The organism is Bacteroidales bacterium, assembly GCA_014860575.1.
Classification (GTDB): Bacteria; Bacteroidota; Bacteroidia; order Bacteroidales; family JAAYJT01; genus JAAYJT01.
On record JACZJK010000056.1, the window covers coordinates 111,008 to 135,432 of the forward strand.

Genomic DNA, 24,425 nt, shown 5'->3' on the forward strand with positions numbered 1-24,425 from the left:
AATCCGGCAAAAACTGACTTTATGCAAGAAACTACACATAAATGGTTCTCCAACAATATTGGCGCTGAGATTACTACGCTTTCATTTGGCCATGCCGGATTTCCGGTTGTACTTTTTCCAACTTCAATGGGAACCTATTATGAGAACAAGGATTTTAAGCTGGTAGAATCGGCACGCTGGTTCATTGAGCAGGGATTAATTAAGATTTATTGCCCCGACAGTGTGGATCGCCAAAGTTGGTACAACAAAGGCATTCATCCCTTTGATCGTGCCAGGAACCACATCTGGTATGATAAATTCCTGCTTGAAGAGCTGGTGCCGCTGGTTCGGAATGAAACCGCTGTGCAACGTATAGCATTTGCAGGGTGTAGCTTTGGCGCTTACCATGCCATGAACTTTGCTTTCAAACACCCCGATGCTGCAAGTTATGTGCTTAACATGGGCGGCGCTTACACCATCAAAGACCTTGCTGATGGCTTTCATAATGATGATATTTATTTCAACAATCCTGTTGATTTTATCCCTCAACTGAATGATCCGCGCATCTGGGATCTTTTTGTGATCCTCGGCACCGGCGAACATGATATTTGCAAAGACGACAACCTGCAAATGGCTGAAATACTGCGAAACAAGAATATCGAACACTGGTTGGATGTACGCCCGGGTAAGGACCACGATTGGCCAGTGTGGCGTGAAATGTTCCCTCATTATCTTTCTGCTATTACTGCCCGGCAATTTCGCTAATTTTGAATATTCCTTCATAAAACCAAAACCACAAAAACAATGAAGAAAATCGGAATTTTATTCGGGATGGAAAATACTTTCCCACAGGCATTCATAGAAGAAGTAAACAGGCAAAACATCAAAGGCATCCAGGCCGAAGCAGTCAGCATTGACCAGGTTAAGCAGGGCGAATCTAGCGGTTATGCAGTAATCATTGACCGCATTTCGCAGGATGTTCCCTTTTACCGGGCCTTTTTGAAAAATGCAGCAATTTCAGGTACTGCCGTCATCAACAACCCATTCTGGTGGAGCGCCGATGAGAAATTCTTTAACAATGCCTTGGCCGTCAAAATCGGGGTTCCGGTTCCGAAAACGGTATTGCTTCCATCGCATGAGCGGCCCACTGACACTTCTGAGAATTCTTTCAGAAACATGGCCTTTCCGCTTAGTTGGAATGAGATTTTTAGCCACATCGGATTTCCTGCCTACATGAAACCCCATGCCGGCGGAGGTTGGAAAAGTGTTTACAAAGTGAACAATGAAGAAGAAGCTTTCCGGGCCTTAAGCGAAACCGGGCAGTTGGTCATGATGATCCAGGAAGAGATTCAGTTTACAGAATATTTCAGGTGTTATTGCATTGGTGGGAAATATGTAAAGGTTATGCAGTACGAACCGCGAAACCCCTTCCACCTCAGGTATGTGATTGACGGGCCAAAGCCATCCGCAAAACTCATTAAATTGGTTGAAAATTACGTACTGAAATTGAATCATGCCCTCGGCTATGATTTTAACACAGTTGAATTCGCTGTCAGGGATGGCATTCCTTACGCTATTGATTTTTGTAACCCGGCGCCTGATGCAGATATTAAATCCGTAGGACAGGAAAACTTTGATTGGGTCATAAAGCACGCCGCAATGTATGCGATTGAGCGAGCTAAAGCCCAGAAAGACGGAGTGTTGAACCTCACCTGGGGAACCTTCGTCAAAGCTGCTGTTGATGGTCATGCACCTGACGGATCGCAAAAAGAAAAGCCTGCAAGCGGGAAAGCCAAAGCCGGTAAAAAGTAATACAGAGAATCAAACTGTTGCCAAACCATTAAACCAACACGTTATGTCTGACTTCTCAATTGGAATAGAAGAGGAATACATGATCCTCGACCCGGAAACCCGCGAACTGACCTCTCACGATCAGAAAATCGTTGAGATTGCCTCCAAACTGCTCGACGATCAGGTAAAAGCAGAAATGCATCAGGCAGTAGTTGAAGCCGGTACCAGTATCTGCGAAAATATCAAGGAAGCGAAAAAGGAAATCTGTATGCTCCGGAAAAATATTGCGGAAATAGCCCATAGCCTTGGTTTCAGGCTGGGCGCTTCGGGTTCGCACCCATTTTCTCATTTTACCAATCAACTGATCACCCCCAATCCACGTTACGACCAGATTGTGAATGAACTACAGGAAGCCGCAAGATCAAATCTTATTTTTGGCTTGCACGTGCATGTGGGTGTTAGCGATCGCAACATGGCCATGCATATTGCCAATACCATGCGTTATTTCCTGCCGCATATTTACGCGCTTTCAGTCAATTCGCCCTTCTGGGAAGGACGGAACACCGGTTATATGTCGTTCCGCTCAAAAGTTTTTGAACGCTTTCCGCGAACCGGAATTCCCGATTATTTTACCAGCTACGACGATTACACCCGCTACATAAAATTGCTCGTAAAAACCGGCTGTATTGACAATGCCAAGAAAATCTGGTGGGATTTGCGGGTGCATCCTTTTTACCCGACCATTGAATTCAGAATTTGCGACATCCCTACACGGGTTGAAGCAAGCGTTTGCCTGGCTGCATTGTTCCAGGCTTTGGTCTACAAACTGTATAAACTTCGCCTAAGAAATGTTACATTCATCAATTACCAGCGGGCACTGATCAATGAAAATAAGTGGCGGGCTTCGCGTTACGGCATTGATGGAAAGCTGATTGATTTTGGCAAGGAAGAAGAAGTACGTACGCGCGTGCTCATCATGGAATTGCTCGATTTTGTTGACGATGTACTGGTTGAACTCGACAGCCGTGAAGAAATTAATTACATCTATACGATCCTGAAGGAAGGAACCGGCGCCGATAAGCAACTCGCTGTATTTGAGAAAACCAAAAGCCTCGAAGCTGTGGTTGATTATATCATTGAAGAATCTGTGCAGGGACTTGATTGAAAAGTTGGCAATTGGCAGTGGCAGTAGCAGTAGCAGTCTCAGTAGATAGTAATTTAAAGCTTAACTTTGCATCCTTGAACATTGAACTTTGAACCCGGAAATTTGAACCCAAAACGCCGAACACCGAACGCCACTTCGACAAGCTCAGTTTCCGGAACCTTGAACCTTGAACCTATGACTCAGACTTCTTTCCGCTTTGCGATGATTGATATGTACGATGGCCACGAAAACCAGGGCAAACGCTCTATTGAAACCATCGTTCATGAATTCGCGAAGTCTTTTAACCTTGATCTCACATACGATATTTTTGATACCCGCGGCAAAGGGGAAATTCCTGATTTGTCGTACGATGCCTACCTTTCAACCGGAGGACCGGGAAGTCCGCTGGACAGCGAAGGCTCTCATTGGGAAGCGAAGTTTTTCAACTTCGTGGAGCAACTTAGAGCCCATAACCGCAGCGCTGCTGAGAATAAGAAACCTCTTTTTCTGATTTGCCACTCATTCCAGGTTTTCTGCCGGCATTATGGACTTGCCAGGGTCGGACTGCGAAAGTCAACAAGCTTTGGTGTGTTTCCGATCCATAAAACTTCCTTTGGAAAGGAAGAACCTTTTTTCAATAATCTTCCTGATCCATTTTGGGCAGCGGATCACCGCGATTACCAGGTCACCAAAGTTGACTTTGAAAAAATGGAAGAGTTTGGAGCTAAACTGCTTTGCCGCGAAAAAATCCGGCCTCTTGTTCCTCTCGAAAGAGCGGTGATGGCCGTCAGATTTTCCGACTATATTTTCGGAACCCAATTCCACCCCGAAGCCGATCCTGTTGGCATGCTTCATTACTTTTCGATGCCCGAAAAACGCGAACAGATCATTGAGAAATATGGAGAGGACAAGTTTGAGCACATGATTGCCCACCTGAATGTTCCCGGCCATCTGGTTCTTACACGCAACACCGTTTTACCTTCATTTCTTGAATCTGCGCTCACATACAAAATGATATTGCAGGCATGATCAAGGAATTACGAAGGCAGTTCAACAACTGGTTCAGCCAGGCAAAATTTGATGCTTACGCGCATGAGATGCATACGGATTACAATTGGAAGGTTGGTTTTCGCCTTGCCGAAACCCCTGTTTTTCTTCCGCCTCGGCTTGTTGGGGATATACTTACGGCATCGGAAACGATAGTTGATTTCCTTGTGAACCACGATATCAAATCCATCACCCAGCCTGCGATTGAAAATGAATTTAATGTTCCGAACGAGGATCAGCATACCATGTTCCTGGCTATGGATTTTGGGATTTGCGAAGATGAAAATGGCAACATTGTTCCTAAACTGATTGAACTGCAAGGTTTCCCCTCGCTTTACAATTATATGGTTCAGATTGGGGAAACCTGGCGAAGGCATTTCCCGCTTCCTGAGAATTATGGATATCTCCTCACCGATAAAGGACTGGATTATTATCTTGCCCGCTTGAAGCGAGCCATCTTTAATGGCCACGAACCAAAACATGTTGTTTTGCTTGAGATTGAACCTGAAAAGCAGTCAACCTCCATTGATTTTTATGTTGCTGAAAAAGAATTTGGCATCAAAGTGCTTTGCCTCAGCAAGGTCATCCTCGAGGATCGCAAATTATATTATCTCGAAAACGGGGAGAAGGTTCGCATCAGGCGCATTTATAACCGCGTGATCTTTGACGAACTCAAACAGCGCCCCGACCTTGAACGGCAATTCAATCTCACCGAAGATGTTGATGTGGAATGGGCAGGCCATCCGAATTGGTTCGCAAGAATTTCAAAATTCCTGATGCCTTATTTACCATCCAGCGAATTCATACCCGAAGCACGTTTATTGAGCAGTTTTAAGGTTTTGCCTGAGGATCTTGAAAATTATGTCTTAAAACCACTTTTTTCGTTCAGCGGCAGTGGTGTGGTGGTTGATGTAAGCCCGGAAGATATTGCTTCAATTCCCGAAAATGACCAGCACCTCTTTATGCTTCAGCGCAAAGTGAATTATGCACCGCTTATTGAAACTACTGTGGGCGACGGCGAGAAAGCCAAAATTGAATTCAGGTCGCTTTACCTGTGGCAGGAAGATGAGCCCCGCCCGGAACCCATGATTCACCTGCTGCGCATGAGCAAAGGCAAACTGATCGGGGTGAAATATAACAAGGATAAAACCTGGGTAGGCTCGTCAGTTGCGTATTTTGATCTCGAAAAAGCAAAAAATCAGGCGCGCTCTTCCTCGTAGCGCAGGTTTAGCATAATAAATTGTTGTCTTTCGGGTGTGTTGCGGCCCATGTAAAATTCAAGCGCTTCCTGTATTTCAGAAGATTTTTTCAGGATCACCGGATCGAGGCGCATGGCGGGCCCGATAAAATGCTTGAACTCATCGGGACTGATTTCACCAAGTCCTTTAAAACGCGTGATTTCGGGGTTCTGACCCAGTTCTTTGAGCGCTGCAACCCGCTCTTCGTCGCTGTAGCAATAAATGGTTTTCTTTTTATTCCGGACCCTGAACAGCGGAGTTTGCAAAATGTAAACATGCCCTGATTTTACCAGGTCGGGATAGAATTGCAGGAAAAAAGTGAGCAGCAGCAGGCGGATGTGCATGCCGTCAACGTCGGCATCGGTGGCAACAACAATATTATTATAGCGCAAATTTTCAAGGTCTTCTTCGATATTGAGCGCTGTTTGCAGCAGGTTAAATTCCTCGTTTTCGTAAACAATGCGTTTGCTCAGGCCGTAGCAGTTCAGCGGCTTGCCTTTCAGGCTGAAAACGGCCTGGGTATTCACATCTCTCGATTTTGTGATCGAACCGCTGGCCGAATCGCCCTCGGTGATAAACAAAGTGGTTTCGAGCCGGCGGTTGTCGTTGCTGTTGTAGTGCACCCGGCAATCGCGGAGTTTTTTGTTGTGCAGGCTGGCTTTTTTAACGCTCTCTTTTGCAAGTTTCTTGATGTTCGCCAGTTCCTTGCGTTCTTTTTCCGACTGCAGGATCTTACGGTAAAGCGCCTCAGTCGTATCGGTGTTGATGTGGAGGTAATTATCGAGGTTGCGTTTTACGATATCGCCTATGTAATTACGAATGGTTGGTCCGCCGGTTTCAATGTGTGATGAACCCAGCTTGGTTTTGGTTTGGGATTCAAAAACCGGTTCAACAATTTTGATACTCAGCGCTGCCACAATGGAGGATCGGATGTCCGAAGCATCAAAATCCTTTTTGTAAAATTCGCGGATGGTTTTTACGATGGCTTCGCGGAATGCAAGCTGGTGCGTGCCGCCCTGTGTGGTGTGCTGGCCGTTCACAAATGAATAATATTCTTCGCCATACTGTTTAGACGTATGCGTGAAGGCACATTCAAAATCATCTTCCTTGATGTGGATGATCGGGTAAATCTGGTGGCTGCCGTTGATTACATTCGAAAGCAGATCGTGCAAGCCGTTTTTCGAATAATACGATTGCCCGTTGAAACGGATCGTAAGTCCGCGGTTCAGATAAACATAATTCCAGAGTTGCTTGTCAATATATTCGCTCAGGTAGTGGTAGTTACCGAAAATACCATCATCGGGTGTGAACGCAATGAGGGTTCCGTTGCGCTCGTCGCTGTCGTGCTCAGGATGATCCTTTACAAGGTTCCCGTTTTCGTATTCAACTATTCTGGTTCTTCCTTCACGAACTGATTGCGCCTTGAAATACTTGGAAAGTGCGTTCACCGCCTTGGCTCCGACCCCATTCAAACCTACGGCTTTCTTGAAAACCTTTGAATCGTATTTGGCGCCGGTATTGATTTTTGAAACGCAGTCAATCAGTTTGCCAAGCGGCATACCACGCCCATAATCGCGGATAGAAACCAACTGGTCTTTAATAGAGATATCAATGGTGCGGCCGTGGCCCATTACAAATTCGTCAATGGCGTTGTCAACCACTTCTTTGAGCAACACATAAATGCCATCGTCCTGCGATGAGCCATCGCCAAGTTTGCCGATGTACATGCCCGGGCGCAGGCGGATATGCTCTTTCCAATCGAGTGAGCGTATGCTTTCTTCAGTATATTTTTCAGTCATGATGTGTGAACCCATTTCGGGCTGCAAAGATACAGGAAAGAAACGCAGCAGTAGGGGTTTTGGTGCAGGAGTTGTGAAACGGAGCGGGGAAGTTATTCACAGCTTGCCATGCTAGAAATCAAATGCAGCTACAGCGAAGGCGCGAAGACGCGAAGGCGCAATGAAAGAATCAAATACAGTTAACAGCGAAGGTTTAAAGACGCAATAAAAAGTGACTTAAAACACATAGACACATAGTACGCATAGAGGGTGCACAGTATAATCTATTGATTTAAAACTATGTGTGCTATGAGGCTGTGTGGTAAAAAAGGTATCAGGTTTTTCAGAGTGAACTCAAAATCCAGCCATTTAAATGATTCCAGACCCAAGAAGCACCCCCATCACCAGGATCAAAAACCCAACGGATAACTGAACGGTTCGCATGGTGACTTTTTTCAACATCCTCCTGCCAATAAATGACCCTGCAAAGGCAGCCAAGGTTGCGACCACCACCATCCAGACTGAGTTGTCGTTGCTGATAGCCGCAAAATGTTTTGAGAAAAATGATGTTCCGTAAATGCTAAGCCTCGAAATATCTATCACAATGGCAGCGGCAATGCCTGTGGCGATAAAGCCCTCTTTGCCTAATCCTGCCCTCAACAGAAACAATGAGCGCAGAGCACCCTGGTGCCCCGACAAACCTCCGAAGAAACCAGACAAAGCCCCTCCGATGGGAAGGTATTTGCGGGGCAGGGCCAACTTATCGAAGCGTTTGTCAATTTCAATGATGGCAAAAATGATCAGCAGCAAGCCAATAATAAGCTTGATTAGCGTGACTTCAAATTCCTTGTTGCCAAGATGATAGGTAAACAAAGCGTCATCACTGCTAAGATAGTTCAGCAACAAAGCGCCGCCAATAGCAAACAACGCTGCCGGAATTGCAAACAGGGCAGCAACTTTCAGATTGACGGCTTGCCAGATCAGGCTCATCTTAAAAAGATTGTTGATCAGGTGCACTATGGCTGTCATGGCAATGGCAATCTCCACTGGAAAGAAGATGGCAAATACCGGTAAGAGTATGGTTCCAAGTCCGAAACCCGAAAAGAAGGTCAGCATGGCAGCGCCAAAGGCAACGAGGGCGATGAGAATGTATTCCATTTTTTTTTATGATGCAGTGATACAGTTAAACAGTAATACAGTGTTGCAGTTCCCGAATCAACGCCAATCTAAAAATTGTAGGTTTATGATTAATTATCATCCTGAGTGTAACGAAGGAACTGGTTTTGAAGCTTGGAAGAGATCCTTCACTTCGTTCAGGATGACAAGGTATGACATTTTTAGAGAGAATGATGTTGTTGCAGTCACTGCTCTCTTATTTCTTTTAAACCAAATCTTTGCGTCTCCCGATAGCTATCGGGAGCGTCCTGGCGGTGTGAATTATTTCGGTTAGTAAAATAAACGGACAAAACTAAACTTTTATATCTTTGTATCAATCATTCGCAAAATGAAACACCTCATCATTTCCACCCTCTATCACAACAACGGCAAAGGCCTATTCTCCTGCTGGATTTTATGATTTACGCCTGCCTGTAGGCTTCCTATTATTTTTTGTTTATTTTTTAGCTATTGCCTGAGCCAAACTTCGCAAATCAAAAATCGTTGTTCCTTGTTCTAAAATCAAATTGCAATCGCCGTGCAAGGTATAATTTTCGACATCCGCAGCTTCTCCATCCACGATGGACCCGGAATCCGCCAAACGGTTTTTCTGAAAGGTTGTCCTTTGCGATGCGCCTGGTGCCATAACCCCGAGAGCCAGGAAAATATCACTGAAACCATGACGAGCCACAAGAAACTTGGCGGTCAGACTTTTACCCGGACTGAAGAAGTGGGCAAGCTGATGAGCGTTGAAGGAGTGATGCAAAGCATTGAAAAAGACATTCCTTTTTTCGAGGAATCCGGTGGTGGTGTGACCTTTTCGGGTGGAGAACCATTGATGCAGCCGGAGTTTACAACGGCTTTGCTTACTGCAAGCCGTAAAAATGGGATTCATACCGCACTTGATACCTGTGGTTATGCCGAACCTGAAGTTATTGACAAGGTGTTGCCCCTCACTGATTTGTTTCTTTACGACCTCAAGCTTGCCGATGATGAAGCCCATAAACAATTCACAGGAGTAAGCAACCGGCCCATTCTTGAAAATCTTAATAAGATCAGTGCATCTGGCAAGCCCATCATTATCCGCATTCCGTTGATCCCGGGTATTACCGATACAGAGGAAAACCTTTCAGGATTAAAATATATCATTGAGCAAACACAAGGAATCCAGCGCATTGATCTGTTGCCTTTCCATGCCATTGCCAAAAGCAAATACGAGCGAATGGGCAAAACATGCTGGCAGCAAACTGAAAACGGCTACGATCAGTTTAAAGCGCAGGAAATTAAGGAGTATTTTATGAACTCGGTACAGACAGTTACAATTGGGGCATAATTTTCCATATTCAAAATTCCATATTCAATATTCCCTGAATGAGTGATCAAAGTCCGCAAAATCTTGAATCTCAAATTTGAAATCTTGAATTAAATCTGAAATCGTAAATCGTAAATCCGAAATTCAAATGAATTCCAGAATAACAAACCTCAGAAACCAAAGCCTCGAAGCTGTTAACACGCTTTCCGTTGAGCGGGCATTGCTGATCACAGCATTTTATAAATCCATTGCAGGTCAGGAAGTTCCTGTGCCATTGCAAAGAGCAATGGCTTTCAGGCATATCATGGAAAATAAAAGCATCTGCATTCTGCCTGATGAACTCATCGTGGGTGAGCGTGGGCCAGCTCCAAAAGCTGCGCCTACATATCCTGAAATTTCCCTGCATTCGCTGGAAGACCTCGATATTCTTCATAAGCGTCCGAAAGTCTCTTTCAGGGTTGATGAGGAAACGCGAATTGCTTACCGTGATGTCATCATTCCTTTCTGGAAAAGCAAAACCCAACGCGACCGGGTTTTCACTGCTATGTCGCCGGAATGGAAAGATGCCTATGCAGCAGGCGTTTTTACTGAGTTCCAGGAGCAACGTGCCCCGGGCCATACGGTAGCCGGCAAAAAACTGTTCGGCAAAGGCATGAAGGATCTGAAAGAGGAAATTGCTTTAGCATTGGCAAAACTTGATTTTATTAACGATCCGGAAGCATTGGCAAAACAGCATGAACTTCATGCAATGGAAATGGTTGCTGATGCCATTGTTGCCTTTGCGAACCGCCATGCTGAGGCATTGCAAAAAATGGTTTTAGATGAAATAGATGAAACCCGCCAAAACGAATTGCTTGAAATGATAAGGATTTGCAGGCGCGTTCCTGAAAACGCCCCGCAGACTTTTCATGAAGCGCTGCAGCACTACTGGTATATCCACGTTGGTGTGATCACAGAATTAAATCCCTGGGATTCGTTTAATCCCGGACGGCTGGATCAGCACCTTTTTCCTTTCTACCGCAAGGATTTGGAAGATGGATCGCTGGATCAGGAAAAAGCAAGGGAATTATTGCAGGTTTTCTGGATCAAATTCAACAACCATCCATCGCCGCCTAAAATGGGTGTGACTGCACTTGAAAGCAATACCTACACCGATTTCGCGCTCATCAACCTGGGCGGCGTGAAAGAGGACGGTTCGGACGCGGTGAACGAACTTACCTATCTCATCCTTGATGTGATTGAAGAAATGCGCCTGCTGCAACCCAGCAGCATGGTTCAGATCAGCAAAAAGAACCCCGATAGCTTCGTGAAACGGGCGCTTCAAATTATCAAAACAGGTTTCGGTCAACCATCGTTTTTTAATACCGATGCCATTGTTCAGCAGTTGCTGAGCCAGGGAAAATTATTGGTGGATGCACGAAACGGTGGCGCCAGTGGCTGTGTTGAAACCGGGGCTTTTGGCACTGAGGCGTACACACTTTCCGGATATTTCAACCTGAACAAAGTATTGGAAATTACGCTCCACAATGGGTTCGAACCGAAGAGTGGAAAACATACCGGACTACAGACCGGCGAAGCTGGAAATTTTAAAGACTTTGAAGATTTGTTCCTGGCGTTCGAAAAGCAACTCAATTATTTTATTGACATCAAAATTGAGGGAAATAACCGCATCGAAAAGTTGTTTGCCGAACACATGCCTGTTCCGTTCATGTCGCTGCTAATTGAGGATTGCATTGCCAATGGCAAGGACTATAATGCAGGAGGAGCGCGCTACAACTCAAGCTATATTCAAGGAGTTGGCCTCGGAAGCATCACCGATAACCTGAGTGCGATCCAGAAATGGGTTTACAAAGAGAAGCAAATGAGCATGAAGGATTTGCTTGATGCGATGCGGTTAAATTTCTCAGGCTTTGATGACCTGCGTTACAAATTGGTTTATGAAACACCAAAATGGGGCAATAACGATGATCTCGCTGATATACATGCTGTGCGGGTCTTCAATAGTTTATACAAGGCTGTTGATGGAAGGCCATCGTGGCGGGGCGGGAAATTCCGTATTAACATGTTGCCTACCACCAGTCATGTATATTTTGGAAGTGTGATAGGGGCAATGCCTGATGGAAGGCTTGCCGGAGAGCCGCTCAGCGAAGGCATCAGTCCCGTTCAGGGTGCGGACCAAAAAGGCCCGGTAGCGGTTCTGCAATCGGCAGCAAAGATTGATCATATCAAAACCGGTGGCACCTTGCTGAACCAAAAGTTTTCGCCCTCGTTTTTCGGTTCCGATGAAGCCATTAATAAACTCTGTGCGTTGGTTCGAACCTGGTTTCGCCTCGACGGCCACCATATCCAGTTTAATGTGGTGGATGCCGAAACCCTGAGAGATGCCCAGAAATATCCTGAAAAGCACCGCGATCTGATCGTAAGGGTAGCAGGCTATTCAGATTATTTTAACGATTTGGGCGAATCGCTGCAGAATGAGATCATCAGTAGAACTGCGCATGAAGGATATTGAACCTGACAGTTTATATTGAGCATATCTTCTGGCTTTAACACCGGTATGATGCTGTATCAGTCGCAATCTTAAAAATCTTCGTTGAACATTCGTTCAAATGTTACGTTTCTAAAAGTTTGCCAGATGCTTGCAAATACCTAGCAGTTGTTATACATTGCGTTATTATTTCAAATTGTGATCATTGTTTTTTAAAATATTAAGAACTAATTATTTAACTAAATTCCTACACCATGAAAAAACCTTTATTCATCCTCGTCATTGCATTGTTTACTGCTTCATTTAACTATGCTCAGGTTACTGATGCTGAGGCAGCCCTGAAAAATGTGAAAGAAGAATTGCCTGATGGCTGGCAGAAAGGTGGACTGTTTTCAGTCGGCTTTAACCAGGTTTCGTTGACCAATTGGGCAGCCGGTGGGCAGAATTCTTTATCAGGGAACAGCCTTTTTAACTTATTTGCCGATTATAAAAAAGAATCGCTGATCTGGAACACTTCTCTCGATCTTGGCTACGGCCTGATGAAGCAGGGAAAGGACCAGGTAATTAAGACCGACGATAAAATTGATTTGCTCTCAAAGGTTGGATTGAAAGCCACAGAGCATTGGTTTTATGCCGGCTTGTTGAACTTTAAAACTCAAATGACTCCGGGATACAATTATCCAAACGATTCTGTTATCATTTCGAAATTTCTTGCACCTGGCTATCTTCTGGGCGCCTTGGGTATGGATTATGTTCCCAACGAAAATTTCACAATGTTCCTGGCGCCTCTTACCGGCAAAATCACATTTGTAAACGACCAGGCTTTGGCTGACCTGGGTTCTTTTGGAGTTGACCCCGGTAAAAAATCACGTACCGAATTCGGCGGTTATATCCGGGCTTTGTATAAAAGGGATATTACTGAAAACATTACGTTTCAAACCAAAGCCGATTTTTTCTCTAATTATCTCGATGAACCCCAGAATATTGACGTAAACTGGGAGACCCTGCTTTTAGTGAAAGCCGGAAGGTTTATTACTATTAGCTTTGCTACACACCTCATTTACGATGCCGATATCCTTTTCAACGTAAATGAAGATGGCACCGGCGGAGAATCCAAGGTACAGTTCAAGCAATTGTTGGGTGTGGGATTGTCGTATAAGTTTTAGTTTGAGCAAATTCTCGTCCGACCGTTCCAAGCGGTCTGACGGATAATAGAGAGCAACCATCACAAATAATTTCAAGTATTAACAACCAAATCAAAAAACAAAAATTATGAGCATGATTAAAGAATTTAAAGCATTTGCAATGCGCGGCAACGTAGTTGACCTCGCTGTTGCGGTAATTATTGGCGGCGCTTTCGGTAAAATCGTCGCCTCTTTTGTAAGTGATATTCTTATGCCACCAATAGGAATGCTGTTGGGTGGTGTGGAATTTACTGATCTGGTGCTAGTGCTTAAAGAGGCAACTGCTGATGCCGAGGCCGTGACCATAACTTATGGCGTGTTTTTACAGAATGTAGTTGACTTCGTTATCGTCGCTTTTGCCATCTTTATGATGATTAAAGCCATAAGTGCCACCAAGAAGAAAGAAGAAGTCCTCCCTGAATCCCCTACGCTACCAACAAAAGAAGAGGAATTGCTTACTGAAATCAGGGACCTGCTGAAGAAGCAATAGGTTTCTTTTTCGTATTTTTTATAAGAGGCTGTCTCAAAGTCCCTGAGTATTGTTTTTTGTCATTCTGATCCGCCGTGGCGGATCAGAATTTAGTATACATACAAATAGAGTTCCTTCACTTCGTTCAGGATGACAAGATTTTACGTTTTGAGACAGCCACTTTTTTACGACCCGAAATAAACCAACCCGCCTGAAATACTTATTTTTGTGAGCCACCATGATAAGCTTATGGAAAATCAATTTGATGATGAGCGGGAAATACTGCAACTGTTCCGGAAATCATGGCCTGCTTTTCCGAAGGGCAGGCTTATAAAAACCGAATCTCCTGATTTTATCCTTAAAACCAGCCGTAAAAACTCCATTGGCATTGAGATCACAAGAATAGACACGCCAACTTCCGGCAAACATTTCAACAGCAGCGAAACAAATAATTCTTTAAGCAAGAGTATCTCCGGCGCTGAAACCACACAGTTCATCACCGGGAAGTTTCTGGAATCAACCATAGAGCGCAAAGAACAAAAACTCTCGCTTTATCGCAAGCAAATGTCGGATGCTTACTGGTTGATAATTACCACCAAATCATCAAATTGGGAAGGTTCCAGGCTGCCACAATCCATCCACGAATGGAATTTTGAAACAAAGTTTGACAAGTTGTTCCTCTTCATGCTTCCTGAGTGCAAAGTGTTTGTTTTCAAATAATTTTCAACGATCTTCTTCCATGTCAACAGCAATTCCGCTCCCGAAAAGCTTAATCTATGTAAGTTATTAAGTTTGCCATATCTTTTTTCTAAAATAGTTGGTGAGCTTAAAAGAATTATTATTTTTGCCTTCTAACCAAAACATATCACTATGAGAAAAGCCTTACTATCCTTTACATTGATCGCTGTTGTTTGCTTTGCAAATGCAGCTGGTACCGCCGATGTATTTCGGCTCGACGAACAAAAAATTGCCACTGAGTTGGCTGACCTCAACGCAGTTGAAGCCTATGTGAACAGCAGCAATGCAACACTATCGCAAATGTATGCTGAAAACAACAGCCTTGCAGTCAGGGCGCTCGTTCCTTCCTACGGTGCAACAAGCATCGCTGCTGATGGTGATGGCCCGCCACTGGGTATTCCCAGTATGGTTTGGGGTTTCTGTTTCGGAATACTCGGAGTTGCATTTGTTTACATTCTTACTGAAAGCAAGGGTGAAACCAAGAAAGCATTCTGGGGTTGCATAATTTCAGCCGTAGTTTGGACAGTGCTCAATTTTGCTGTTTTCAGTACGAGCGTTATTTAACGATACTTAGACTTACAGAAACATTTTTATTGTGAATTTTCGCAAACTGCTGCCCATAATTTGCCTAGCGCTTTTTGCCTATGCATCTTATGGGCAGTCTTATTTTCGTATCGAAGCGGATGTTTCGATGAAAACCAAACCAACCGACGAAAAAGGTCAGTTGATTCTTGGCAGGGTTTATTACGACCGCACCCACAAGAAAATGGTGTACAATATCCGTTTCCCCGAAAATGAGGTCTGGGTAATCCAGGATACAGCAGCTTACACATTTCGCGATAATTTACTGGTTCGAACCGACAAGCTTAACCCGTTTATTGAATCAACAATTTTCCATAAATGCCTTGAGGGTAAACTCAGCGATTTTGGACTGCGGGATACTTATTATAAAGTCAGCAAGGTTGAAAAACAGGAAGATTTGGTTGTAACAACATGGCTGCCGCCAGAGAATTTCGTTTTTAAAGGCAGCGTGCTTACTTCAAGTAAAAACAACCTGCTTCATGGAGTAGTTATTTTAAATGAAGAGGGAACCGTGCTTAGTAAGCAGATATTCAGGGAATATCAATTGGTTTCCGGACTAAGGATTCCAACCGAACTGATTCAGGTTGTTTTCATCAATGAGCAGGAAGTCTACCAGACAATCAATCTATCGAATATCAAAATCAACAATGTAAGCAATGAGGATTTTTATAATCATCCTACTCGTTAGTTGTTGGTTTGTATCAACGGCACAAACAAAAAGTGAATTGATGCTGGTTCGAACCACGCAATCCAATGCACTCAAATCCTCAGCGAATGAGCATGAACATGAGGAACACAGCGGAAGTATGAGCAGTTTGATTTTCGGCTTTTATAAGAAGACCCTGTCGTCGCAGGATTATTACTCCTGCAACTTTTCTCCTTCCTGCTCGGAGCATGCTTTTCAGGCTGTCACAAAACAAGGTTTATTTATAGGCATGTTGAATAGTTTCGATCGCCTGACCCGCTGTCACGGACTGAACCGCCACAGTTACCAGGTTGATCCTAAAACACTTTTACTTATTGACCCCGTACGCGATGCCCATTTTAATACGCTGTAAGCCGGCATTGCTTTTACTTATCCTGTTTTTCCCGGGATTTGCCAGCAGCCAGAACCTGTTCGATAGCGTGCATACTGCCCAATATGCAAATTATCTTTTTTTATCAGGCAATTATAAACTTGCCGCCGACGAGTACGAACGCCTTTTGTTCCAATACAAGGCAGATGAAACCCAGGCATTGCGGCTCATACAATCATACCGGCATTCGGGTCAGGAAGATTTTGCCATGCAACGCATGGATTTAATCTGGGACACGCCTTTGCAGATTTCGGGAAATGTAGCCAATGAATATCTCATCCTTCAGATCTTGGCTGGTAATTACAATTTTGTGATCCAAAATTCAAGGGAAAATACTTTGCTTGCGCCTCAGGAAAAACTGTTCTTTGAAGCATCTTCCTTGATGTTGGAGCAAGACTATCCCCAGGCGTTTTCAATGATCTGGTCGGCAGACCAGGAACCAGAACCGGTTTTAAAGTCATACAGTTCAATAGCCGCGGAGGCAATGAGCATGAAACTTAAAAGCCCGGCTTTGAGTGGAATCCTATCAGGGATCATTCCCGGCAGCGGAAAGATTTATACCGGTGAGTGGCAGGACGGACTCACCACTTTTGTGTTCGTAGGCAGCACAGCATGGCAATCATACCGTGGGTTCTCAAAATACGGGATCAGCAGTCCCTACGGCTGGATCATGGGAGCCATCAGCGCTGGTTTTTACGCCGGGAATATTTATGGCAGCGTAAAATCGGCGAACAAATACAATACAGAAAAAAGAAACAATATCAATATCCGTGTTCAGGCAGTTTTTTATAATCATATTCGTTAGCCTAGTTTGCAGCAGCGCTTCGTATGGGCAAAACCTGGATCAGACCCGGGCGCTTGCTGATGAAATGTTTGCTATGCAGCAATATGAGTCTGCGCTGAAGCATTATCACCGTGTAGCCTTTTTTGCCGATGACAGCGTGCGTGGAACTATCTTCCCGCAAATGGCACAATGCTATTTTCAAACCGGTGATTACAGGAACAGCATTTATTACTATGACCTCGCCGCCAATTCAACCATGAACGACAGCCTGGCCAATGAATACCTTTTTGCCCGCATTCTTTGCTTTTATATGCTTGAGCAATATGATTTTGCCCTGCAGTATCTGTATGCTTTTCAAACTTCTGAAAGCGATTATTTCAGGCAGCGTTATCATTTTTACAATGCTATCATCAATATGAAAAAGGGTTTGCCGGATGAAGCCCAGGCTAGTTTTCTTGAATTGGTTGATGAAGCGGAAGCGAAAGAAGCTATAAAAAAGGAATTTTCCAGTGTAAACTTGAATCGTCCAAATCCAACTGTAGCAACAATACTCAGCATTGTCTTGCCCGGAGCAGGCCAGCTTTATGCCGGGGATTACAGCAATGCGGCCAATTCATTCATGCTCAATGGACTTCTGATTGGCCTTACTTATGTGATAGCCATCAATTATTCTGTCATGGATGCTGCCATGAGCACCGCTTCCTGGATGCAGCGGTATTACATGGGCGGTTTTACACGGGCCGGCTATATTGCTATTAACCGTAAGCAGGAAAAAAGGGAACAATTGCTTGATAGAACATTGGGGATTATTGAGCTGTATAATGAAGAGTAAATGCTTAGGGTTCGAAACTAACTCCCGTACCTACGGGATCGCTATTTTTGTGATACAGTGTTGCGGTGATACAGTGATGCAGTATGGGGTTTTTGCCAACCCGTCCGAATGGATTCATCCGGGCGGGCTGCAGTCTGCCAACCCGTCCGAACTGCGTTTAGCCGGGCGGGATGCCAACTTTTCCCTGAAAGGCATTTCTCTGGAACGGAGAAATTAGTAGCTTATTCGGTTTCGCGATCCAATTGACCGATGAGATATGTTTTTTGTTCAGGCATCAGGTTCGAAACGGCAATCATTTGCCTTAGTTCATTCCTGGCTTTCTGCGAACCCAATCCCTGGGAATCGAGTAAATTTATCCACTCGATTTGGTAGATTATATTTCCTGGATTATTCTTAATAAGATGCTGAAGGTAAGAACTGGCGGCAGTCAGGTCTTCATTTATCTCCTTCTCAATTTTATAAAGAAAGTAGGCAGCTTCCGTTGCCATTGCCTGATTTCCTGACTTAGTTAGTTTTATCAGCGCTTCCTTGCCCTGTTCCGGATTTGCAGATGGCATGAGCATAAAAAATGGCCTCAAGATATAATACTGACTTTTCAGGCTGCCGGCAGCATAGTTATATACACCTGCAAGTAGGGCATATTCTTCATTTAATGTAGCATTTGCCAGTACTTCTTTGAGAAAGGGTGAAATTGAGTGAATGGTTTTTAAACCTGAGACCCTGTTGCCTTCGATCCCTGCCAGGCGAATCTGAAAAATGCCACAGCTGAGCTGCAACACATTGTCAGATGTGCCGGTATCTGAAAAGTTATCAGATGTTGAAGCGCATTGGTTTGTCATCACTTTTAGTTCATTGAGAAAAATATTGTTTGGGCCGCTTAGCAGTCCTTGCCACCAGAGTAGGTTCATGGAGGCGAGTTGTTTTTCAATAGGATTTCCTTTAAACGTTTCGATCATTTTTTCAGCTTCTACGAACCTGAACTTCTGGATTAAACCAAGCGAGGTGTAAAAGCCTTCATCACTAAGCATTCGTTTACCGGTTTCCTGGGCGCAGATGTTTTGGGTCGTGATTAGTATTATCAACAAAGCCAGCATCCGGGTAAGAACCAGGATTTGTTTGTGGCGTCGGAAAAAGGCTCGCTTCATGTAGTTTCAGTGAAAGTCTTTGCGGGTGCAAACATAAGAAACGCCAGAGGATCTAACCTGAATAATTCACACCGCCAGGACGCAATGGCGCAAAGATTGATTTAAACGAGAATGATGATTGCATTAAACAACATTATATCTTCTTCCACTGAGTGGCTTATTATGAAAGCCTTAGCGGATTATCATGAAGGAATATGAATAATACAGGTTATCTACTTTTTCTTTACTTTTGGACTTTCTTTACCTAATGTTTAACCAATTTACAAACGACCTATGGAAAAGTTCGGTTCAGTAAACGAGATACTTGATTTTGCGATCCAACAGGAGCAAAACGCTGTTGACTTTTATACAGCGCTTTCAACCAACGCTGCCAATCAGGAAATGAAAGCAACCTTCATTCAGTTTGCGAAGGAGGAAATGGGCCATAAAGCCCGCCTTTCAACAATCAAAGAAACCGGCATCATGGAAGCTTCAAGCGAGCAGGTGGCCGATTTAAAAATCTCTGACTTTGTGGTCAGAACCACTCCTGAACCAAACATGAGTTACGAAGAAGCGCTTGTACTGGCCATGAAACGTGAAAAAGCCGCCTTCAAGCTTTACACCAAACTTGCCGAACGCACTACCAATTCTGAACTCAGTTCACTTTTCCAATCACTGGCCGTTGAAGAATCAAAACACAAGCTCCGCTTCGAGATTGAGTATGATGAATTTGTGCTGAGGGAGAATTAGATGAGAGTGGGAGAAGGGGAGACTTGGAGAAATGGAGAAATTGAGTATTTGAGAAAATAAGACTGAGTGACTGAGAAATAGAAAAGGGGACAAGGGACGAGGAGCCGAGTTGCCAGAAACCTAGTAACCCGCTACCCGCAACAACTGTATGACAACCGAATGACAATGGTATGATCCAAATCAAACAACCCAAAACCCGAAAGGCTGAACGCCGAACTTTGAACCTTGAACCCGTGACCTTGAACTAACCCGCCTGCATGAAAGTAACCTACACCGAAATTCCTGATGTGCTGATCATTAAGCCACAAGTTTTTGCTGATGAGCGTGGATATTTTTATGAATCCTATCAAAGGGATATGTTCAGGGAAATTGGCATCCACGAGGAGTTTGTGCAGGATAATGAATCCAAATCGCAGAAAAATGTGTTGCGCGGATTGCATCTTCAAAAACCACCTTATGCCCAGGGCAAACTGATCAGGGTTATCAAAGGCTCCGTTCTTGATGTTGTTGTGGATGTCAGGCCTAACTCACCTTATTACGGAAAATGCGTTTCCACCATTCTTTCTGAAACCAACAAGCTGTCTTTTTGGGTTCCAGCAGGATTTGCCCATGGTTTTCTGACCCTTGAGGACAATACGATCTTTGCCTATAAATGCACACAGGTCTACAACCGGGAGGCTGAGATGGCAATCCGATGGAACGATCCTTTGCTTGCTATCAACTGGGGAATAGAAACGCCTTTGCTTTCAGAAAAAGACAAGTTCGCACCTCTGTTCAGCGAGTTTATCAGCCCGTTTTAGGAGAGCGAAGCCTCCTCAAGCTGCTTTGGCAGCGTGAAGAAAAATGAGGTGCCTACATCTAAGTTGCTTTCTACCCAGATCTTGCCACCATGTTTCTCAATAAATTCCTTACAAAGGATCAGTCCGAGGCCTGAACTGGGTTCGCCCTCCGTGCCTTGTGAAGACACCTTCATATCAATCCTGAACAGCTTGCAGATAATGTCCTTGTTCATGCCGATGCCATTATCCTTAATTTCAAATTGAACATGATTTCCATTATGTGAATTTGCCAATATTTCAACTTTTCCACAACGACCCGTAAACTTGATAGCGTTGCTTATAAGGTTTCCGGTAATTGACCGCAGCATTTTTTGATCACCATGAATGATGAGATCTTCCGGAACCCGGTTGATGATCTCAATTTGTTTTCTGTCTGCCGCCGCCTTTAAAAATCCAAGACTCTCCCGGATGATTGTATTCGCACGCATCAATTGTGGTTTGAACTCGCTAGACCCACTTTGGGTTCGCGACCATTCAAGCAAATTCTCAAGAAGCTGATAAAGTCCGTTTGCTGCCTTTTGTATGGATTGTGCAAATTCCCGCATTTCATCCATGCTCAGTTCAATGGTTTCGTCGGTCATGAGTTCGGTGAGGCCCAGGAATGAGGTAAATGGACTTCGCAGATCATGTGCAATAACAGTGAAGAGCTTATCTTTTTCAGCATTCAGCTTCCGCAGTTCCTTTTCGTTTGAAACCAATTGTTCAAGCATTCTGGTTCTTGCTACAACCAAAGCGATCTGGTAGGCAGCCATGGTTCCGAGTTCTATTTCTTCTTCAGTGAAATGATGAGTTTTACTAAATCCTATCAGTACAGCACCCATTTTTTTCCCATAGGCAATTAAAGGCAGACCGAGAAGCGACTTTGAAGGAAATTGTGCAGCAACACTGGGACTAATATACGGAGAGTTGAGAACATCTCCTGCTACAAGTACTTTCCCTGTTTTCAACACTGATTCGGTCATTGTTATTTGGTCGGTGCCATATCGAAAACCTCTTAAGCTATTTTCATCTATGCCAGAGCCGGCAACCGGAACAATTTTGTTTGTTTCACTATCCCACAAAGTAATGAAACTAATATCGGAAGACAATAGTGAATGCATGTGGATGGCAAGCAAATTGAAAAGGTCTTGCGAACCCAGCGTTTTTAGCGATAAATTGGTGATCTCGTTCAAATGGGAGAGAAACTGCTCTCGTGACCTAAGCTTATCTTCAATAATCTTTTGTTCAGTAACATCATGCGAAACACCCACTAAGCCAACAACATTGCCCTGTTCATCGCGTATTGGGACCTTGGTAGCCGACATCCAGCGCCACTTTCCACCGGTTTTAAAATATTCCAGTTTGCCTATAACGGCTTCACCTTTTCGCAAAACCTTCTGCTCATCGTCATACGTGATTTGCGCATGTTCAGTGTTGAAAAAGTCAAAATCGGTTTTGCCGATTGCATCGTCGGTGGAGCTTACACCAAGTACTTTTGCCTGTGCTTTGTTGATCCTAGTGAACCTGCTTTCGATGTCCTTGAAATAGATGGTGTCAGGAATATTATCCATCAGAGCCTGAAGCAAATCCCTTTCATACAACAACGCTTGCCTGAATTGTGTACGTCCAAGTGCATGACCCATAACTTCGGCAGTTATCTTAAGAATTGCCAGGTCGCTATCTGACCAGGACATGTGTTTTTTCACAAAATCAAATCCTATAAACCCTTTCAGTTTGCCTTCAACATTTACAGGAAGTACGAGTACCGATTTGATATCCTGCTGTTCGAGGAGTTGCTTTTCCGCTTCGGCCCCGGCTGGCAGGTTACCTACATCTTCAATCATTATTGTTTCATCAGCATAAAGCTTTTCCATCCACCAGGGCATCAGGCTTATTGGAATCCCAATAAGGTTTTCTATCTGGGGTTCAATTCCTGGGGCGCACCATTCATGGGTATTATCCACCAGCTGTTCGTCTTTTCTGATTAGAAACAAATATGACCTGTCAGCCTGACTTAGTGATCCAATTTCAGCTAATGTATCAATGATATCTGTATCGAGATTCAGTGTGGATGCAAAGCGCGTAGAAACTTTTACTGCATATTCCTGGAAAGCCATCCTGCGATTCAATTCAAGTTCAGTTTTTTTCCTTTCGCTGATATCCTGGTAAATTCCGTAAATGGCTTCTTGCCCTGAGTTTACAAATACAGGTTTACCGGTAATTGCAACATCCACCAGTGAGCCATCTTTCCGCTTTCGGGTGGATTCAGAGTAAATTTCCTTTCCATGGGCAATGCTGAATGAAATTCCGGAAGCTTCTTGTTTCAGTTGTTCCGGTACAATCAACGAATTGATTGGTTTGCCTTGAACATCCTCTTTTGTATACTGGAACAGGCTCGTAAAATCCTTATTACAGTCAAGGATCACATCCTCATTGCTAAGCAAAACTATCCCAACAGGTGCACTTTCAAATAGATGCTCATAATAAATCCGTTCATGCTGGAGAGCATTTTCATTTTGCTTCTGGGCGTTGATATCAGCTACCATTGAAATAAACAATGGCTGTCCGTCATGGTTCTCTGTTACTTTTGTTACACTCAGACATCCCCAGATGATATGGCCATGCTTATGGATGTAGCGTTTGTCCATTTCGTATTTGAGCCGTTTGCCATCTACAAGTTCTGCGAATAATTGCCTGTCGGTATTTAAATCCTCAGGGTGCGATATCAGTGGAATGCTATCTCCAAGAATATCTTCCTGATTGTAACCCAGAAAATTACAAAGTGCGTGGTTCGTATGAAGGATAATCCCATCTGCATTAAGAATAGCTATGCCAACTCCGGAATGGTCGAAAACTGTCCGGAATCTTTCTTCGCTCGATGCCAACTCACACGTGCGTTTTGCTACTTCATGTTCGAGGTTTTTATTCGACTGCTCAAGTTCAAGTTTTTTTCTATCGAGCTGAAAACTCAAAAAGAAACTTTTTCGTTTATTGAATTCGATATAGTAAGCAGCCATCATGCCTATCAGGTTCGCCGAAATGAAGAAGAAGTTAAATGCCATTATCACGGCTTGAGGCACTTCGGTGAAACCCCAAATTATCCCATTGAATAGCAACATAATGATCCATCCCGCAATCGAGGCTTGAACAAAACGCAAACGGAGAAAGAAATAACCGGCCATGTAAACCAGCATCAAACCCGGATAGTAAGTCAGGTTTTCAGGAACGAGTTTGATCATTGCAACGATTCCGGCCCCCATGACTATATACGTGGCAAAGAGGACCCATTGCCAGATTTTTTCAAAGAAATTGAGAAATGATAGTATGAGAACAATAGCTAAAAATGGCAATATTGCTCCAAACCTGATAAATAAAAAGTTTTGTTGCTGGTAGGGAACTAATGCTGCATCCAGGAAAACAAAAAGGCTATACACCACTGCGACACAAACAATAGCTATGCGCATAAATTTCAGCGATTCACGAAAATAGTAAGCCCTGTATTTCTTTTCCAGCGTATCAGGAAAAGAAAGATTGAACTTATTTATTTTCATTACTGATATGGGTTGCATGACTCGAAATTTTTACTCAGTGTCAGATTTTAATGAATGGTTGTTCGGTTTGATATATTTTTGAATGGTTGCGATGAGGACATCTTTCTTTACCGGTTTTGGGAGGTAATCATTGCAGCCGAAGTATTTTGCCTTTTGCTCGGTATTCTGAAATGCATAAGCTGTTACCGCAATTACAGGCAATTCCTTGCGAAAGGTTTTAATCTGCGACGTAGCTTCAAAACCATCCATCACAGGCATGTTTATGTCCATAAGCACCAGATCAATATCATTGTTTGCCCTGCAAATATCCACGGCTTCCTGTCCGTTGTTGGCCCGTAAAACATCAATAGGTTCTTTTTTCAGAATGCTGCTGAGGTATAAAAAACTGATTTCTTCATCCTCAGCTATCAAAACGATTGATTTTTGCCCGCTATCATTTATAGTCATCCTACTTTATTATTTTATAAGTTGTTGTTTCTTTTTGCGATCGCAAAGTAAGATAGTAATCCGACCCATTACAGGCTCACTTATTAAACTCTAAATATCCTAATCCATAAACTCTCTAAACATTCTAAACTCTAAGCA

General features: G+C 43.7%; 22 protein-coding genes. 17 read left to right on the plus strand and 5 right to left on the minus strand.

Annotated features, from left to right (window positions below):
* The first annotated feature begins 21 nt into the window (after positions 1–21).
* From IH597_15295 to IH597_15315, 5 genes are all read left to right on the plus strand, one after another.
* Complete coding sequence (locus tag IH597_15295) at positions 22–744, plus strand: esterase family protein (protein MBE0663820.1); 723 nt, start codon at positions 22–24, stop codon at positions 742–744.
* A 39-nt stretch (positions 745–783) separates the two neighbouring features.
* A complete protein-coding gene (locus tag IH597_15300; protein MBE0663821.1) occupies positions 784–1,791 on the plus strand; it encodes a hypothetical protein in 1,008 nt (335 codons plus the stop codon).
* A 43-nt stretch (positions 1,792–1,834) separates the two neighbouring features.
* Positions 1,835–2,935 carry a carboxylate-amine ligase gene (locus IH597_15305; GenBank protein ID MBE0663822.1) on the plus strand — a complete coding sequence of 367 codons (1,101 nt, stop codon included), beginning with the start codon at positions 1,835–1,837 and terminating at the stop codon, positions 2,933–2,935.
* Positions 2,936–3,109: 174 nt separating this feature from the next.
* Entirely contained in the window at positions 3,110–3,943 is an 834-nt protein-coding gene (locus IH597_15310; protein MBE0663823.1) for a GMP synthase, read from the plus strand.
* A complete protein-coding gene (locus tag IH597_15315) occupies positions 3,940–5,181 on the plus strand; it encodes a hypothetical protein (GenBank protein MBE0663824.1) in 1,242 nt (413 codons plus the stop codon). The genes IH597_15310 and IH597_15315 overlap by 4 nt, the downstream gene beginning before the upstream one ends.
* Here the strand turns inward: IH597_15315 and IH597_15320 are convergent.
* Both IH597_15320 and IH597_15325 read right to left on the minus strand, forming a co-directional pair.
* Positions 5,160–6,998: a type IIA DNA topoisomerase subunit B gene (locus tag IH597_15320; protein MBE0663825.1), complete on the minus strand. Its 1,839-nt coding sequence runs from the start codon at positions 6,996–6,998 to the stop codon at positions 5,160–5,162. The two genes, IH597_15315 and IH597_15320, sit on opposite strands and share 22 nt — an antisense overlap.
* 348 nt (positions 6,999–7,346) lie before the next feature.
* Entirely contained in the window at positions 7,347–8,135 is a 789-nt protein-coding gene (locus tag IH597_15325) for a sulfite exporter TauE/SafE family protein (protein ID MBE0663826.1), read from the minus strand.
* Positions 8,136–8,670: 535 nt separating this feature from the next.
* Between IH597_15325 and IH597_15330 the strand changes: the two genes are divergently transcribed.
* From IH597_15330 to IH597_15375, 10 genes are all read left to right on the plus strand, one after another.
* Positions 8,671–9,465 (plus strand): glycyl-radical enzyme activating protein, encoded by a 795-nt coding sequence (locus IH597_15330; protein MBE0663827.1) that lies wholly within the window; start codon positions 8,671–8,673, stop codon positions 9,463–9,465.
* A 127-nt stretch (positions 9,466–9,592) separates the two neighbouring features.
* A complete protein-coding gene (locus tag IH597_15335) occupies positions 9,593–11,956 on the plus strand; it encodes a glycyl radical protein (GenBank protein ID MBE0663828.1) in 2,364 nt (787 codons plus the stop codon).
* A 230-nt stretch (positions 11,957–12,186) separates the two neighbouring features.
* Entirely contained in the window at positions 12,187–13,098 is a 912-nt protein-coding gene (locus IH597_15340; protein ID MBE0663829.1) for a DUF3078 domain-containing protein, read from the plus strand.
* 106 nt (positions 13,099–13,204) lie between these two features.
* A complete protein-coding gene (gene mscL / locus IH597_15345; protein ID MBE0663830.1) occupies positions 13,205–13,606 on the plus strand; it encodes a large-conductance mechanosensitive channel protein MscL in 402 nt (133 codons plus the stop codon).
* A 228-nt stretch (positions 13,607–13,834) separates the two neighbouring features.
* The gene (locus IH597_15350; GenBank protein ID MBE0663831.1) at positions 13,835–14,305 is read left to right on the plus strand and encodes a hypothetical protein; all 471 of its coding nucleotides are present in this window, start codon (positions 13,835–13,837) and stop codon (positions 14,303–14,305) included.
* Positions 14,306–14,455: 150 nt separating this feature from the next.
* Positions 14,456–14,887 carry a hypothetical protein gene (locus tag IH597_15355; protein MBE0663832.1) on the plus strand — a complete coding sequence of 144 codons (432 nt, stop codon included), beginning with the start codon at positions 14,456–14,458 and terminating at the stop codon, positions 14,885–14,887.
* A gap of 127 nt (positions 14,888–15,014) precedes the next feature.
* Positions 15,015–15,593 (plus strand): hypothetical protein, encoded by a 579-nt coding sequence (locus IH597_15360; protein MBE0663833.1) that lies wholly within the window; start codon positions 15,015–15,017, stop codon positions 15,591–15,593.
* A gap of 40 nt (positions 15,594–15,633) precedes the next feature.
* Positions 15,634–15,963 (plus strand): membrane protein insertion efficiency factor YidD, encoded by a 330-nt coding sequence (locus IH597_15365; GenBank protein ID MBE0663834.1) that lies wholly within the window; start codon positions 15,634–15,636, stop codon positions 15,961–15,963.
* Entirely contained in the window at positions 15,941–16,786 is an 846-nt protein-coding gene (locus IH597_15370; GenBank protein ID MBE0663835.1) for a hypothetical protein, read from the plus strand. The genes IH597_15365 and IH597_15370 overlap by 23 nt, the downstream gene beginning before the upstream one ends.
* Positions 16,752–17,597: a hypothetical protein gene (locus IH597_15375; protein ID MBE0663836.1), complete on the plus strand. Its 846-nt coding sequence runs from the start codon at positions 16,752–16,754 to the stop codon at positions 17,595–17,597. The genes IH597_15370 and IH597_15375 overlap by 35 nt, the downstream gene beginning before the upstream one ends.
* Before the next feature lie 221 nt (positions 17,598–17,818).
* Here the strand turns inward: IH597_15375 and IH597_15380 are convergent, their stop codons facing one another.
* Entirely contained in the window at positions 17,819–18,742 is a 924-nt protein-coding gene (locus IH597_15380) for a hypothetical protein (GenBank protein MBE0663837.1), read from the minus strand.
* Positions 18,743–19,015: 273 nt separating this feature from the next.
* Here IH597_15380 and IH597_15385 point away from each other — a divergent pair, with 273 nt between their 5' ends.
* Together IH597_15385 and rfbC are read left to right on the plus strand one after the other, a co-directional pair.
* Positions 19,016–19,471: a ferritin family protein gene (locus IH597_15385; GenBank protein ID MBE0663838.1), complete on the plus strand. Its 456-nt coding sequence runs from the start codon at positions 19,016–19,018 to the stop codon at positions 19,469–19,471.
* Between the two features lie 257 nt (positions 19,472–19,728).
* On the plus strand, positions 19,729–20,271 hold the full coding sequence (rfbC, locus tag IH597_15390) for a dTDP-4-dehydrorhamnose 3,5-epimerase (GenBank protein ID MBE0663839.1): 543 nt from the start codon (positions 19,729–19,731) through the stop codon (positions 20,269–20,271).
* Here the strand turns inward: rfbC and IH597_15395 are convergent.
* Both IH597_15395 and IH597_15400 read right to left on the minus strand, forming a co-directional pair.
* Positions 20,268–23,858, minus strand: a complete 3,591-nt coding sequence (locus tag IH597_15395; GenBank protein ID MBE0663840.1) for a PAS domain S-box protein — start codon at positions 23,856–23,858, stop codon at positions 20,268–20,270. The two genes, rfbC and IH597_15395, sit on opposite strands and share 4 nt — an antisense overlap.
* A gap of 12 nt (positions 23,859–23,870) precedes the next feature.
* Complete coding sequence (locus tag IH597_15400) at positions 23,871–24,287, minus strand: response regulator (GenBank protein ID MBE0663841.1); 417 nt, start codon at positions 24,285–24,287, stop codon at positions 23,871–23,873.
* Between the last annotated feature and the right edge of the window lie 138 nt (positions 24,288–24,425).